14 protein-coding genes are annotated in these 15,884 nt (G+C 34.2%); 3 read left to right on the top strand and 11 right to left on the bottom strand.

Annotation, left to right across the window (positions count from 1 at the left end; translation table 11 throughout):
• Positions 1–4: 4 nt before the first annotated feature.
• From JI747_RS12740 to JI747_RS12690, 11 genes are all read right to left on the bottom strand, one after another.
• Positions 5–679, bottom strand: a complete 675-nt coding sequence (locus JI747_RS12740; protein ID WP_225689260.1) for a DUF2490 domain-containing protein — start codon at positions 677–679, stop codon at positions 5–7.
• 227 nt (positions 680–906) lie between these two features.
• Positions 907–1,359, bottom strand: a complete 453-nt coding sequence (locus JI747_RS12735) for a VOC family protein (RefSeq protein ID WP_225689258.1) — start codon at positions 1,357–1,359, stop codon at positions 907–909.
• A gap of 77 nt (positions 1,360–1,436) precedes the next feature.
• A complete protein-coding gene (locus JI747_RS12730) occupies positions 1,437–1,808 on the bottom strand; it encodes a VOC family protein (protein WP_225689256.1) in 372 nt (123 codons plus the stop codon).
• Positions 1,805–2,209, bottom strand: coding sequence for an alpha/beta hydrolase family protein (locus JI747_RS12725; RefSeq protein ID WP_225689254.1), 405 nt, complete (start codon positions 2,207–2,209; stop codon positions 1,805–1,807). The genes JI747_RS12730 and JI747_RS12725 overlap by 4 nt, the downstream gene beginning before the upstream one ends.
• A gap of 2 nt (positions 2,210–2,211) precedes the next feature.
• Positions 2,212–2,682, bottom strand: coding sequence for a hypothetical protein (locus tag JI747_RS12720; protein WP_225689252.1), 471 nt, complete (start codon positions 2,680–2,682; stop codon positions 2,212–2,214).
• 62 nt (positions 2,683–2,744) lie between these two features.
• Positions 2,745–3,200, bottom strand: coding sequence for a DUF1569 domain-containing protein (locus JI747_RS12715; protein WP_225689250.1), 456 nt, complete (start codon positions 3,198–3,200; stop codon positions 2,745–2,747).
• Positions 3,201–3,347: 147 nt separating this feature from the next.
• On the bottom strand, positions 3,348–4,556 hold the full coding sequence (locus JI747_RS12710; RefSeq protein WP_225689248.1) for an ABC transporter permease: 1,209 nt from the start codon (positions 4,554–4,556) through the stop codon (positions 3,348–3,350).
• 2 nt (positions 4,557–4,558) lie between these two features.
• Positions 4,559–5,512 (bottom strand): HlyD family secretion protein, encoded by a 954-nt coding sequence (locus JI747_RS12705; RefSeq protein ID WP_225689246.1) that lies wholly within the window; start codon positions 5,510–5,512, stop codon positions 4,559–4,561.
• 18 nt (positions 5,513–5,530) lie between these two features.
• Entirely contained in the window at positions 5,531–6,940 is a 1,410-nt protein-coding gene (locus JI747_RS12700) for a TolC family protein (RefSeq protein WP_225689244.1), read from the bottom strand.
• Positions 6,941–7,091: 151 nt separating this feature from the next.
• Entirely contained in the window at positions 7,092–7,577 is a 486-nt protein-coding gene (locus JI747_RS12695; RefSeq protein WP_225689242.1) for an ecotin, read from the bottom strand.
• Positions 7,578–7,619: 42 nt separating this feature from the next.
• Positions 7,620–13,547, bottom strand: coding sequence for an alpha-2-macroglobulin family protein (locus JI747_RS12690; RefSeq protein ID WP_225689240.1), 5,928 nt, complete (start codon positions 13,545–13,547; stop codon positions 7,620–7,622).
• Positions 13,548–13,565: 18 nt separating this feature from the next.
• Here JI747_RS12690 and JI747_RS12685 point away from each other — a divergent pair, with 18 nt between their 5' ends.
• From JI747_RS12685 to JI747_RS12675, 3 genes are all read left to right on the top strand, one after another.
• Positions 13,566–14,321 (top strand): UbiA prenyltransferase family protein, encoded by a 756-nt coding sequence (locus JI747_RS12685; RefSeq protein ID WP_225689238.1) that lies wholly within the window; start codon positions 13,566–13,568, stop codon positions 14,319–14,321.
• 3 nt (positions 14,322–14,324) lie between these two features.
• Entirely contained in the window at positions 14,325–15,404 is a 1,080-nt protein-coding gene (recF, locus tag JI747_RS12680; RefSeq protein WP_225689236.1) for a DNA replication/repair protein RecF, read from the top strand.
• Between the two features lie 75 nt (positions 15,405–15,479).
• Entirely contained in the window at positions 15,480–15,854 is a 375-nt protein-coding gene (locus JI747_RS12675; RefSeq protein WP_225689234.1) for a four helix bundle protein, read from the top strand.
• Positions 15,855–15,884: the final 30 nt, after the last annotated feature.

The following is a 15,884-nucleotide window of genomic DNA, read 5'->3' as shown; positions in this document are numbered from 1 at the left end:
TTTTCTAATCCTTCGTAAACGGAATATTGTTATAAAATCCGATCTGAATCTGCCCTCTGTTGCGGGTTTCCTGAATCTGATTCATATAGCCTGCTTCTATTCTCATATTTTTATTAATAACATAGCCTAAAGCTCCATAGACGCGGTTTCTGTCGAAAGTAGGACTGTTAAAATGTAGAAAAATCTCATTATATACAGATCCGTAAAGGGTTTTCGGAAGCATTTCTTTATTGTTGATCGGAATATTCAATCCTAACAGATATCGAAACCTCATCCTGAAATCATCCTGTAAAAAACGCTCTTCTAAACGGTAACGGTGCTGAATATTAAAACGACCAAATTTCTGCTTCGTAATGTACTGCTGGAAAATACGGTGTTCTATATTTTCAGTTTTCTCTCCGTTTACATAAGGGCGGCTCAGTATAAAACCATATCCTAATAAAATATTATTGTTATTTTCCGTTAAATCATATCCAATTCCCGTACGGATTAAAAGCTGTTCAAGATCTCCAAGAGCATCAAAATTTCTGTATTGAATTTCATTGTGCAGGTTCAGCTTTTTACTTATTTTGTTGTTTCCAAAATACATATACCATGCTCCCAAATCGTTCTTCTGAGCAGATAAACCTATACTTCCCAACAAACCAATGCTTACTGCCAATATCTTAAAAATCTTCATTCCCTTATTTTTCAATTATTAAAATCTATCGAACCAATGAAATTCAATATTAATTATCAATAATAAGAAAAATATATTTTTTATGAAAATTTTATTTTCTGTTAAAAATCAGCTTCAGATCTTTCTACTCAAATTTAAAGATTTTTGGAATGCAGTGTATATAAAAATGAAAACCGACAGTAGTTGTTACCGTCGGTTTATATCTCTATCCTATTTTCAGAGTTTTATTATGGATGCTGCTGCATTTTTGCAGGATCATCGTAGTTTACCATCCAGTTAATCTCAAATTTATCGGTAAACATTCCGAAATAAGCTCCCCAAAATGTATCTGCCATTGGCATGGTTACCATTCCGCCTTCTGATAAGCCGGCAAATAATTTATCTGCTTCTTCTTTAGATTCTGCATTGATGGAAATTGAAAAGTTATTTCCTGCTTTAAAGTGAGAAGCCCACTCACCTCCTGTATCGCTTCCCATCAAAATTGTTTCTTTAGAAATCGGAAGAGAAACGTGCATGATTCTGTTTTTTTCTTCTTCAGATATTTCTTTTCCTTCCTCTGATGGTGGCATTTCTCCGAAAGTGCCTATATAGGGATATTCTCCACCGAAAACAGATTTATAAAAATCGAATGCTTCTCTGCAGTTTCCATTAAAGGTTAAATAAACGTTTACTGACGCCATAATATATTTTTTAGTTTAGTTTTTGTTTTAAATTCAAAAATTCAGGATTAAATATCTGATCTGAATAAAGTTTTACTTTATCTGTGCTGATCTATTAAAATCATGTTTCCATCCGGATCTTTAAGGAAAATGTGTTCCGGACCTTCTGTCGTTTCATCTGCTTCTTTGCTCAGTTCAATACCCTGACTTTTTAAATGCTTCTGAATTTCTCTGACATCATCAAAAACATCCAGATTTTGTGCATTCTGATCCCATCCAGGATTAAAGGTTAGCATATTCCCATCAAACATCGCCTGAAAAAGACCGATCAGATGATCCCCGTTTTTCATAATCAGATAGTTATGTTCCATGCTTCCTCCCATTGAACTGAAGCCCAGTTTTTCATAGAACTCTTTTGATTTTTGAAGATCTTTCACACTTAAGCTTACTGAAAATGCACCTAATTTCATTCTTTATTTTTATTTAAAGCTAATTTATATCCTATTAAAACCAATCCCCAAACGGCTATCCCCAATATCCAGAACCAAACCGGAGTCGGCAACATGACCATATTATAAATAGTTAAGAACAAAAAGATGATCCCACAAATAACTGCGGCGGCAGGATTATTTTTATTGGTCACTTTTGTGGCAACAAATCCTGAAATCAAAGCTCCTAAAGCATATCCCAAAATGACAATAAATTTGCCCATAAAAGGCAAGTTTTCAACATAAGCTTTGAATCCTTCAATATCGTCTGGTTTCAGATCTGCAGGAAAGGGATACAATGAATGTCCCAGTCTTTCCATCAACCAGATACCGAGAGAACCAACGATAATTCCAGCGATCACGGCTAAAAATTGTCTTACCATGGTTATTGATTTTTTAATCGGGTTTTAAAATTTAAACTTCCGTCATAACTTTTCCAGTCACCTATCAGCTCAATGTATTGATCTTCAATATTTTCGGTCGTTTTATTCCATTTGAAGGTATACACAAACTTACCTGTGAAAAGCCCGGAATGTTTTCCTTTGTTTTCTTCGGCCAATTCGTAAGTTCCATACACCGTTCCGCTTTTTTTGTTGTCTTTGTATTTGGCAATGGTAAACTTCCCTTCAAATTTGGCATATACTTTATCTACAAGGGAATACCCGGAAACGAAATATTCCTGATCATTTTTCCTGTTCTGCTCTGAAATATTGATCTTCAGCTTAAGAACTTCTTTATCTTTTCCGATCGTACCGAGATAGGGTTTGCTGTTATTCAGCCAAACCGATGAAACATCCGGCATTTGAGCAAAGAAAAAATTGGAAACAAGGATGAGGAATAATAAAGCTTTTTTCATGTATTTTTAAAATATTATGATGAATATAATTTCAGGTAGTCCTCAAAAAAATACCGCGTTATTTACACTCCGAATTGCGCTAAATGATGGTTCAGGTGTTTTGCAAACATATTGTTCCATTCCTGAGAAGACAGTTTACCGAAAGAATGAGATTCTTTACCATCGAAAGCAGATGCTCCCAGTTGCTGGGTTTTCTGGATAAAACCGATCAGTCTTTTCTTTTCCTCTTCAAAACTCTTCCTTCCTTTAACAACAAATTGTGGTGACGTAGGAGAATCTCTTGGATATGCTTTTTCACCTACTACCTTAGGCTTTACAAATCTCTTCAGAATGAACTTTGCAATAGCTCCCGGTTTTTTGTGTTTTTCCGGTTCATAAACCATCTCGTAAGACACACTACAATGCGCTAACATTTGATCCACCGTCATTCTCCCCCAAAGACCGTGAGTGTCTTCTACAAGGTTATTAATCCTATCAATGTAATTCTGAGTATCTTTACTATCAAATACGTTTTCCATAGTTCATGTAATTGTTGAAAAACAAATATATCAGTTTTTTTTCATGCTTTTAAATTATTTTTAAAAATACATTCAACAAATTGATAAACAATAATTTAAAACTTATTTTAACACCGAAAAAAATATGAATTATTATGAAAATCAGATCTATAGATCCTCATTTTCCGAAACAGAGTTCTTATCTGTATTTTCCGGTTTTATAAATCTGAAAATCAGCCAGAGTTTTATCTTTAGTGCAATCCATCCTAAGATCATATAAACGATTAAAAGGATTCCCAAATGCTGTAAATAGGGATAAGTAAGTTCTACGGAACCTTTTTGTATCAGGAGAATTTTAAAAGCCTGTAAGAAAGGGGTTAAAGGAATCATATTCGCAATAAACTGCACAAAAGCAGGCATTGCATTTAGTGGCCATGTAAAACCACTGATAATAAATGCGGGTGAAGCAATGACCATTAAGATCTGCGTTGCTTTCAGTGAATCAGGAATCAGCACACTGACCAGAACGCCAAGAAAAGAAACAGATCCTACAAAAAAGCTTGTAATAAGCATAAAATTGAGAATTCCCTGCGGCATGGGAACTTTAAAGATCATGTGCATAAAATAGTACATTCCTACAATCAGAATCGAGAAAACCCAAACCGGAATAACTTTTATAAGCATCGTTGGAAAAGCCCATCTTCTCATTTTGCTGTATTCTTTTACAAAAGTTCCGCCCTGGAATTCTGAAGCAAAACTTACCGCCATTGCCAAAAGAATCACCTGTTGCAAAACTACAGCTAACATTGCAGGCCACATAAAAATGAGGTAATTTCCTGTTGTGTTGAAAAGGGTAATATAATTGGCTTTAAAAGGTTCGTATTGAGTAGCCGCTTTCGTTGCGGGCATTCCGGCTTTTTGAAGCGCTTTGATGGAGACTCCCGCAGAAAACGTCCCAATGGTTAGCTGTAAAGCTTTGGAGGCAAAATTGGCTGTCAGAACATTCCCTGTATTCACATACACGTTGACCTCAGGATATTTTTTCTGAAGTATCGCCCCTTCAAATTTTGATGGAATAATGACAACCGCTGCAGCTTCATATTTGATGACTTCATCCTGCATACTTAAAGGCTCCTGCAAATACCGGATTACTTTAATACTTTTGTTGTCTTCCAGCATTTCCGTTAATTGATTTGATAAAGGTGTATTGTCTCTATCTATAACCAAAACAGGTGTATTTTCTACTTTCCCGCTTTCATAAACAAAACCCAACAAGGTAGCATAGAAAACCGGAGCCAGAAAGAAAACGGTTCTCAAGGTAGAATTCCTGATAAACAAACGGAATTCTCGTTTTAAAAGTCGGAAAAATTCTTTCATATCTATTTCAGGATAACGTTTGAATTGACCAGCAAATCCTTCGCTTTTTTCACATCGGTTGGCCTTACTTTAATCTCATAAATAGCATCCTGCAACTGATAATCCGGATAAGCTGTGGTAATATCTGCATATCTCGTCAATTGTTTGATGTATAAAATTTTCCCTTCCAGATGTTCTTTATTGTAAGTAACCTCCATATTCACAGTCTGCCCTTGTTTATATTTTGAAATCTGGCTTTCAGGAACTGTAAATCTGAAAAATGTACTTCCGGGAATATATCCATTGAACAGTGCAAAACCAGCAGTTGCCAATTCTCCTGTATTTAAACTGATGGTTTCAATTTCCATATCATTGGTTGCGATAATATATCTTTCGGAATAGGCTACATTTGCTTCCTGTAAAGCACCTTTCGCCTGAGAAGCCTGTCCTGCTGCCATTTCTACTTTTTCAAAACGGGTTCCTCTTTTCACATCATCCAATTCTGCAATTACAGCATCATACTGGGCTTTTGCTCCCTGCATTTTGGCATAGACCTCATCATAAGCCTGAGGCGACATCAAACTGTCTCGGTACATATTGGATGCTCTGCGAAAGGACTTTTGTGCAAAATCATACTGTTCTTTCAGCCCTTTATATTTTGCCTGTAATTGTTTTAACTGATCTGCAGTGGCACCATTTTTAGCCATTTGTTCCTGAGCGGTTGCCGCACTTACCGCGCCTTGAGCCTGAGCGATTTTTGCCGAAACTTCAGGAACATCCAACAAAGCCAGTGTATCTCCTTTTTTCACAGTCTGTCCTTCTGTAACGTATATTTTTAAAATTCTCCCGGTCACTTTCGGAGCGAAAGAAATCACTTCTTTTTTAGTTTTGCCTTCTTCAATATTCAGTTCTTTTTTTTTGCTGCAGCTTCCTAATAAAAGCAAAGCAGTAAATATGAGGGATATATTTTTGTGCATCATCTTGAGTTTAATTCGTTAATAAAGTTTAGTAATATCCAATTCCTGAGTAGATCTCATGAGCTCTATTCCTGCTCTTCTTTGGTTGAAAATCGCGTTCTGATATTCCAGTTCCACCATTTCCAGATCATTTTCTGCGTCTATAAGCTGGGATGATTTGCTCATTCCGTATCTGAATTCTTTTTCAGCCTGAGTCAGTGCATTTTTTGCCAGCTCTTTTTCTTTAGCCTTTAAAGTAATCTGAGCGGTTGCAATATCATAATTGGTCTGATTATTCGCTAAGTTTAAGGTCAGCTTTTTTAAAGCATCTTCTTTTTGATTCTGAAGAACTTCTTTTCCTATTTTAGCGGTTTCTTCAGCATGTTTTCCTTCTTTACCGTCGAAAACTTCCCATTTAAAGCCAACTCCGGCAGTAATTAGTGGTAAGATATTAATATTTGTTGGTCTCCAATCTAATTTTGCACCTCCATATCCAATTTCCGGGATGGCGGGAACAATATTTTCGGAAGTTTTAATTCTACTGCCATACAAACCAATATAATAGGCTGAAGCCATTAACTGAACTTTAGGAATCATCCAGGTTCTTTCTGCTTTTATTTTATAATCAGCCGCTACGATGCCATGATTTAGAGCCTGAATTTCTGCTCTTTCTTCAATCCCTTTTTCCGGAGCCAGTAATTCTACGGGCTCTAGCACAGGTTCAATTAATTTTAAACGTTCTTTATTGATTCCTGTAAAAATATAAAGCTGGGTAAGAAGAAGTTCTTTTTTGCCTTCGTATTCAACAATTTTAGCGTTTAAAGTGGCTTGGGCAAGTTCTATTTTTTTATGATCGTAAGGAGTGATCAAACCATAACCGAGAGCTTTATCCGCAGTTTTCCTGTTAATATCCAGTCTTTTTTTGCTTTCATCCAAGACTTTTTTAGACTGATGAATTAAGGCTAACTGGTCGTATGCTCTTGAAACATTGGCCACCACCTCATCTTTGGTTTTGGTAAGTAATATATCTTCGGATATTTTCTTTTCCTCAATCGCTTTTTTCAGGTATTTTACTTTTCCGCCTGAATACACCAACATTTTCGCATCGGCTTTAGCAATTCCAGAAAACCCTGAAATATTCAAATTGTTATTAAAATACCCTTTTGGAATCTGGATAAACGGAGCAAGATTAATTTCCGGAGAGGTCAACCGAACCGTTGCATTGAGATAACCAGCTTGCCCGCTCATTTCCAGAGTAGGGAGAAAAATATCTTTCAGTTTATGCTCATCAAGGTCCGTAAGTTTGTTTTGGGTAATTTGCATTTTGAGATCGGAATCCCGAATCATTGCACTGTCTAAAAGCTCTCTGAAATCCGGAGCAGACTGCGACCAGCCTAAAGCCGGAAATAATAAAAAACCAAACAAAAAAATCAATAAATTGTTTTTCATAGTTCCTGTTTCTAACAAATATAATACAAAAAACTCTTAAATCCCAGAATAAAATTCTATAAATAGTGAATTTAAATAAAATTAATATTAACCGTTATTCACAAAAAATCCCCACAAAAATTTGTGGGGATTTTTCTTTATAATTGGTCATTTATCTTTGAACCGCTTTCTTCATTACATCTGGCCTAAGAACTCTGTAACGAACTTCCATATCTTTCGGGACGTAGAAAACCAGTGGCAATTTACTATTGTATCTTACCGTTTCAGGCTGAAGAGAAACAAATTTTTTAGTCAGTTTCTGATCCGGACAAGCCATCAGTGTTCCACCTGTCTCTCCTTTTGATTCTACTTCGTAATAATTGTACCCCCAACCTTGAAGATCCTGATTATTCACTTTTCCCATCAGGAAATGCTTATTACAGTCTAACATTTTTTCTACCCCGACAAAAAATTCAACTTTTAGGTCGCTTTCATTTTTTGCAATAGGAAGTTGGATGTAGACTTGTTTAAATCCTTCTTTTGCTTTTGGGAACATTTCAATCTGTAATTTCTCAAACTTTTCAGCTTTCTTCTGAGCAAAAGTATTTACTCCCACAAACATGATCAACCCAGCAATAATTGTTTTTGAAAATTTCATATTTTTTGTATTTAATTTTTACTGATTCTTTAAAGCCAAAAATCATTCCAAAATCTGAACATTGGTTCCTTTTGTATGACTATTCATCTGCGGTGCATAATAGTTCTGCATTGTCGTAATACCATTTGAGAATTTTCCGGATGCATTGACAACGTAATCATATTCGAATACATATTTCCCTTTCGGCATATATTGAATATAGAAATTTGTAGACGCATCTTTAGTAGATTGATAATATCCTAAATTATTTTTCCACTGATATCCTGAAAGCACATCTACAGGTTCAAATCCGGCCGCTCTCATATCTTTGATATGAATAAACTCCATTGCACGGTCTGTATTCAGAATCATTCTTACGGTCACTTTATCTCCTACTTTTAATGGAGTTTCGGGTGAGATCTTCTGTAATTCTTCCCCATTCACTGTCTTGATTTTTTTGTACAGTTCTTTGGTAATAGAAATATAATTTTCAGAAGATTTTATCTTATCTAAATCCTCATAATATTGCCAGAACAATCCTCCCTGAACAATTCCCGGACCCGGTTTGGTTACAGTTACAGTCGCCAGATTTTTATCCAAAACATCCGTTTTTAAAGAAGATTTCACATATCCTGTTGCCTGAGTTTCCGGTTTCAGTTCTTTTCCACCCCAAACAATGGTTGTTTTATCACTTTCAGCACCTGTCCATGATTTTCCTGAATTCAAGATGGTGAAAATCACTTCTGATGTTCCTCTTGAACTTCCCCAAGAATTTACTTCTTTTTGTGTGATTAACCAGATCTTCATATCTTCAATGAATTTCTGATCGTTTGGCTTTAAGGTATTGAAAGCTTCCAATGCACCCGCCTGGTTCACTACTTTTGAACTGAACCAGCCCCAATCATCTAAATTTTGTTTCCAATACACTCCCTGAGTTTTTGAATCTACAGAAGTTTCTTTTAAATAGGTCATTAGCTTATTGGAAACATCTTTTAAACCATAACTATTCATCAACAGAGCCGCTCTATGCAATCCAAAGAAGGTGAAATCCGTAATCTTTGCAGTTTTTGCTTTTTGTTTTACTAATGATTTCAAGGTAGCTCCTTTACCTTTTAGTGGATATTGTTTTTCCCAGTAATTTCTGGTATCCAGATAATCTATAGCCCAGTTGCTCCAGACATTATCTTTCTTTGCATCCCAGTATTTACCAATTTCATTATCTATATATTTTATTAAATTCTCAACCAATTCTTTCTGTTCCTGACTTTGGTAATCTTTCGCATTATCTTTAAGCCAGACATTGATCTTTCCTAAGTTTTTTAAAATATACAACGATGTTGAATAAGAACTAGGATACCCTTGATACCATGAGAAACCACCATCCGGATTTTGCAGTTTTTTGAAATCATCCCAGTCTCCCTGAATCGCATTTCGCATATTATTCACATCGAATAAAAGTGAAAGTTTCTGCATTTGTTCGCTTTCATTTTTACTTTCCAGCACCCAAGGTGTTTCTTCCAGTAACAATTGCTTCAATTCCTGATTTTTTTCAAGATTTGAATTCAATAATTCTTTGTTCTGATATTCTTCAAAAACGGTTTTCATTTTTGGATTTGCTTTAAAAATTTCTGAAGCCAATACATCGGCAAACCATTTATTAAAGGTCACATCAGCAGAATTATTCTGATCATTTTTAAGGCTTGGAAGCGCAAACATGATTTCCCAGATCGGATTGGTCGTCAGTTCTAAGGTATTTGAAACATTGGAAATGGTTGTTGAAGTTGCGTTTTTAAGATTTTCCAATTCAAATGTTTTCGTTTCTCCTTCTTTCACAAAAATCGGAAGCGCGTCTGTCACCAACATTCTGTTCGGTAAAATGGCAACTGCTTTTTGTTCTCCGTCAGAATATTGTCCGGCTTTTGCTACAACTTTAAAAATGATCGAAGAAACATTATTCGGAACTTTTATCTTCCATGTCAAAGCAGTATTTCCGTTTTCATCTAATGAAAAAGCCTGTTCTTTATTATATCCTGAAGCAGCAGTCAAAGTACTTAATCCAAATTTTTCTGAAATATCCTCATTGGTAAATGCATCAAGAATTTGTAACTGAGCAAAACCATTGAGTTTTTTGTTCGTTAAATTTGAAAGCTTAGACTGAAGATTCAGTTCATCTCCCTCTCTTAAAAATCTTGGATAGTTGGGCGTTACGGAGAATTCCTTCTGCGTAACCACTTCTTTTTCCAATGTCGCTGCTATTGCGTCTTTTGTATGAGCAAGGAACATCAGCTTCCATTTTGTAAGTGCTTCCGGACAAGTGAATTCAAAACTTACATTTCCCTCTGAATCTGTTTTTAAGTCTGGGTAGAAGAAAGCAGTTTCGTTTAGATTTTGACGGACCTGAACTTTACTCAAATCTGCTTCTACAGGCGGCGTTTCCATTTTTGGAGCTTTCACCGGTTCAGGAACAACGTTTTGAATCACTTCAATTTTGTCTTCTTTCATTGCCATTTTCATTGCAACACTTCTTTTCGCCCCTCCTATTGGTGGTGGTGGCGGAGCTGAATAGACTGCTGCTTTTACACCTTCCTGATTCACCAAGCCTGTAGTTGTCTCTAATAAACGTCCTCCCGTCCACAATACAGCAGGGTCAAACCAATCAAAACCAGGAACTTCTACCTGTTTTCCATCAAAGTATTCTAATCTTTTCTGATAATATTTTTGACGAAGATATTGTCTTATCTCATAAGATGTTATAATGGAAGTCGGCGTATAGAAATAATACCAGTCAAATTTATTGGCTGCAAGTTTATCCAAAGACATATCATACATATTGGCCAAAACTTCTGCATTTATTTTCTCTTTATGGTTACCTATCACCTTCACAGACCATTTTTCTTTTGAATTGGGTTGAATTTTATCTCTAAAAGTGACGGTTTCTATATCTAATATTGTTTCTTCGTCTGAATCACTTATTGGAAGATTCAAAGCTTGTGTCTGAACATCATTAAAGGCAACAATCTGAAACTGCACATTCAGAGTTTCTACACTCTTATCTTTTGGAATGTCTGTAGTGAACTGCAATATCCCGTTTTTAAGCTGATGAACTTCTGAAGTTGTTTTTCCCGATCCGTCTTGTACAAAAACATTTACCAACGCATCCGGAATTGAAGAATACACATACAAAACAGCTTTTTCTCCTCTTGTAAATTCTTTTTTAGCCTTCAAAACAGTAAGAAATGTTTTTTGATGGGCCTGTAAAGAATTTTTGTTCCAAACACTGAAGTTCTGAGTAGTTTTTATTGTGTCTTTACCTTCAATATTATAGAGTTCAAGCAGATAATCTCCAGCTTCCAGTTTTCCAAGATCCAGAGATTCTTCGTTGCGGGTTTTATCATTCAGTATAACAAAAGAGACTCTGAAATTTTCTGCCTCATCATTTTTATCGAACAGATCATGCGGGAATTTACTGATGAACTCCTCTTTTGAATATTTTGGTAAATCCTGAACTTCAGATTTAAAATTATTTCTAAAAATTCGGTCAGGCGATTGCAGCTTTGAAAGTTTTACCTGATAAGATTTTTTAAGCAGCTGTTCATTATAGTTTTTCGTTTCCACTTTTACTTTTACGTTCTCATCAGAAAAGGTATTTTTAATTTCTTCAGCCTGAATGTAATGAGAAACCGATGCTACTTTCAATTGTGTATCTGCGGCTTGAGTTTCACCATTAATATCCGTTACCGAAGCATTGATTTCATAATTATCTATCTGGATTCCGTCTAATTTTTCATCTTTTTTAAGATCAAGTTTGATGATAAATTCTCCTTTATCATTGGTTTTAACGTCTCCTAAAATGGAATTCTCATTATCATTCTGTTGTGGATACCAACTGAAATATTTCCAACGGATATTGCGTTTTTTAATTTCATAATTGACCGTGGTATTGCTCAGAGCAACTCCGGAAAACATCATTGCTTTTCCTTTCAGCTCAATAGTTTGTCCGTATTTATATTCTTCTTTTACAGGATCAAAAGTAACTTCAAACTTTGGTCTTTTGTATTCTTCTACCCTGAAATTATAATGTCCGTCATTTTCAGAAGTTTTCATATAAAACGTTCCATTGAGTTTACCTTTTGGAAGGATAAAACTTCCATGATATGAACCAAATTCATTGGTGGTAAATGTTTGTGAAGAAACTTCCTGACCGTTTGTATCGGTAAGGGTAATTTTTTGCTGTAATCCTGCTATAACAGATTCAATTTCTTTATCACGCTGAATATTGATCACTTTAAAATAAACGGTTTGCCCCGGTCTGTAAATAGCTCTGTCTGTAAAAATCTGAGCTTTACTACTCTTGGTTTGCTTATTTTGATTAGGCACATCAACAGATCTATTTCCATAAACCTCCATCATTTGGAAATCATTTGTTTTGGGCTGCCTGATTAGAAAAGTTCTGTAATACTCATTATTCGTGGTCGTTGGAAGTTTGAAAACTCCTTTCTCATTCGTTTTTCCTTCTACTTTATTCAAAGTTTTATTGGCAACAAATTCATAAAAAGTGAGATTTTCATTTATTACAGGTTGCCCGTTCTCGCTATCAACCAATTTCAATTCATCTGATAACGGATTTCTCTCCTGTCTTGTCTGATAAATAATTTTATGATCTGAAACCAGGAAATAAAAATCTTTCTCATCATCACTCTCCTTATTACTTATTCCTGTTACAGCATATTCTGCTACATACAGTCCGGAAGGAAGTGATTTTATTTCTAAGGATGTTTTATGGTTTTTAAAGTCTTTTGGATCATCTAATGTATAGACTTCTTTTCTGACAAGACTCTTTTTAATCTTACTTAATTGAGTTCCGTAGGAATTTTTTGCATACTGTAAAAAAGAATTCAGATCCTCTTTTACTTCATAAATATTGATTGAAAAAGCAGAAACATTTTTGTATTCAGCTACAAAATGAATCGGTTTTTTGCTTTGTGTCTGTGACTCATATTTAATACTTAAAGAAGGAATCAGAATTTGATTTTCTTTGTTTTTAATATTTTCAATAAAAGGAGATTTCGGGTATTGGGTTTTTGCCTGATTAATGAATTCAAAAGCTTCTTTTTCTTTGTTTTTATTGATCAGTTCATCAACAATATCATCAATAATCAAAACTTTGTAATCACCACTTACTTCAGATTTTAAAAGAGTTTGAAGTTGTTCCAACTTATCTTTACAACGATTAAAATCACAGTTATTCTGCAATTTTTTGTGCATGAAATACAATTTGAGATTTCCTGTATTCTGAACAATCAATTCATCATAAATTCCATTAACAATCGTATTATTTACTGCCAGTTCGTTTTTCGTAAAAAGATCACTGCTCGAAAGAAAGTCTATTTTTTTCACAGAATACCAATCCCATAATGTCGGGAAATAGGAAATATAATCGTTGTATGAAAAAACATTCTCATATTTTTTAAGAGCAATTTTTCTCATTTCCGCTTTTTGCAGATCAAGCTCTTGGTAGTTTTTATTTAAATAGTTTTTAAAACCCAGTTTGCTCCATGTTTCAATTTCAGAGGTATCCTGAGAATTGATATTTGTCCGGTTTCCGATTTCCCATGAATGTTCATTATAATATTCCATGAGAAAACTATTCAATAATACCTCAAATACGATTTTATCCTCTCCTTTTAATTGTTTCTGAACATCCTGCAGCTTTTTGAAAAGCTTGCTTACAGAATCGTTCTTCTCATCATCATTTGTTCGGTTCACTATGGTAAATTCTCCTTTTAAAGACTGTATAAGCTGTACAATATTATTTTCTTTCATCGCCTGTTTTTGTATGTCTAAAATGATAGGAAGACTCGATTTGTATATGCCTTTCTGAGAATTGGCAGATACTTTTTTCCACTGATCGTCATAATATTTCTGGGCAAAAGCAACAGAAAAGTTCAGCAGAAGAAGCAAAAGCAGAAAAATCTTGGATTTTTTTTTCATAAATGTTATTTTTGATAAATGAACCTTTTAAAAATACTGAAAAAATCCGTCATCGACAGTCAATTGTATGTGTCTTTAATGGGAACTCTTTTTGCAGTGTTTTTCATGGAAGAGCAAAATACATTCCGTTTGCCGAGTGTTGTTTTAATTTTCATCACCTATTTCAGCGGTTATCTTTACACCAAGTATCAGTACACCAAATATTTTTTTAAAATTCTAGTTTTAAACGGTATTGCAGGTATTATCTGTGCCTTTCTGATTTATCATAACCATAATGAAATACGGTTGGTAAAATGGTTTGTTATTGTTGTTTTGGGACTGCTCTATAATAGCTTTTTTCTTGATGTTTATATTCGTAAAATTCCGTTTTTAAAAGTATTTTATGTGGGTTTAGTCTGGGCTTTAGTTAACTGTTGGCTGACTTTACCCGAATTTAATTTTCCCATATTTTTTATAAGCTTATTTTTTATTACGGCATTGGTTTTACCTTTTGATATTCGGGATATGAAACGGGATACTGTTCAGACATTTCCAATGTTAGTTGGTGTTCAAAACACGAAATATATTGCTTACATACTCATTTTCGCAAGTGTTATTCTATCTATATTATATTTAACGCCTCATTATTACATTCCTTTTTTTCTTTCGGGAATGGTCTCTTATATTTTTATTTATTTTTCTGAAAATGAGAGAAGTGACGCTTATTTTTCATTCGGAGTAGAAACTTGTTCGGCACTTCCTTTTTTATTTCTACTAATAATGGAGTATTTTTGACGAATGATTATTAAGAAACTTTCCCTGTACAATTTCAAAAACCATTCTGAAAAGAAATTTGAATTTTCTCCACAAATCAACTGTTTTGTGGGAAATAACGGTGCCGGAAAAACCAATATTCTGGATGCACTGCACTATCTTTCTGTGGGTAAAAGTTTTCTGGGAAACACCGATCTTAATAATATTCTGAAAGACGAAGATTTCTTCACCATCGATGCTGAAATTCAAAGTGAAGACCATGAAGACAACATCAAAATCCTTCAGCCTAAAGAAGCCAAAAAAGTCATTAAAAAAAATGACAAAAGTTATGATAGAATGGCAGATCATATTGGATATTTGCCGAGTGTAATGATTTCTCCTTATGATTCTAATTTGATTTCAGATTCCGGTGAAAGCAGAAGAAAGTTTTTAGATTCGATGATTTCTCAAACCGATTCTGAATATCTTTTTGATTTAATTCAATATCAAAAAACGATTCAGCAGAGAAATGCCTTATTAAAATATTTTGCTAAAAACCGTGTTTGGGATAAAGATTCGCTGGAAATTTACGATGATCCGATTTCTAAATTCGGAACTAAAATTTTTGAAAAAAGACGAACGTTTGTTGAAAAACTAAACCCAATTGTCCAAAATTTTTATCAGATTATTTCAGGAGGAAAAGAAACCGTTTCTGTTATTTATGAATCTCACTTACTGAATGATTCTTTTGAAAACCTTTTAAAGGAAAGCCTGGAAAGAGACAGAATGCTGACTTACACTTCAAAAGGAATTCATAAAGATGATCTTCTTTTTGAAATGGATTCTATTTTAATCAAGAAAATAGGTTCACAAGGACAACAAAAATCCTTTTTAATTTCTCTAAAACTGGCACAAATGAGCCTGATAAAGGAATTAACAAACAAAACTCCTATTCTTTTATTAGATGATATTTTTGATAAGCTGGATGACCACAGAGTTTCTCAATTAATTGAATTGGTAAACCAAGAGAATTTCGGGCAGATTTTCATTACGGATACTCATAGAGAACGTACAGAAAGTGTGGTAAAAAAGATTAATGAAGAAAGTATAATTTTTGAGATATAATAATTGAGATACGAGGTTCGAGGTTTGAGATGCGAGTTTAGATTAAGAATTTAAGAATAGTAAATAAATACACAAATGAGTTACAAAAATTTAGACATCTACAAAATGGCTTTTAACTTATTTATCAAAACACATAAGGCTTCTTTTCTGCTCCCTAAATATGAATTACATGAATTAGGAAGTCAATTAAGGAGGTCGTCCGATTCTGTTATTACGAATATTGTTGAAGGATATGGAAGGTCTTGCTACAAAAATGATTACTTCCGTTTTCTCACATTCAGCCACGCCAGTAATGATGAAACTATTAACCATTTAGATAAAATCATCATCTTATATCCTGAGTTTTCTTCTCATTTTGAAATTTTAAAGCAAGAGTATGATTTATTAGGAGGAAAAATAAATAATTATAAAAAATGGGTGAAAGAAAACTGGAATGAAAATAATTCCTAAATTAATTAACTTTCCTAACCCGAATCTCAA

The sequence above is a fragment of the Chryseobacterium tagetis genome, assembly GCF_016735585.2.
Taxonomy (GTDB): Bacteria; Bacteroidota; Bacteroidia; order Flavobacteriales; family Weeksellaceae; genus Chryseobacterium; species Chryseobacterium tagetis.
Note: the sequence above shows the minus strand (reverse complement) of the source record. Positions and strands in the feature narration are given on the sequence as shown.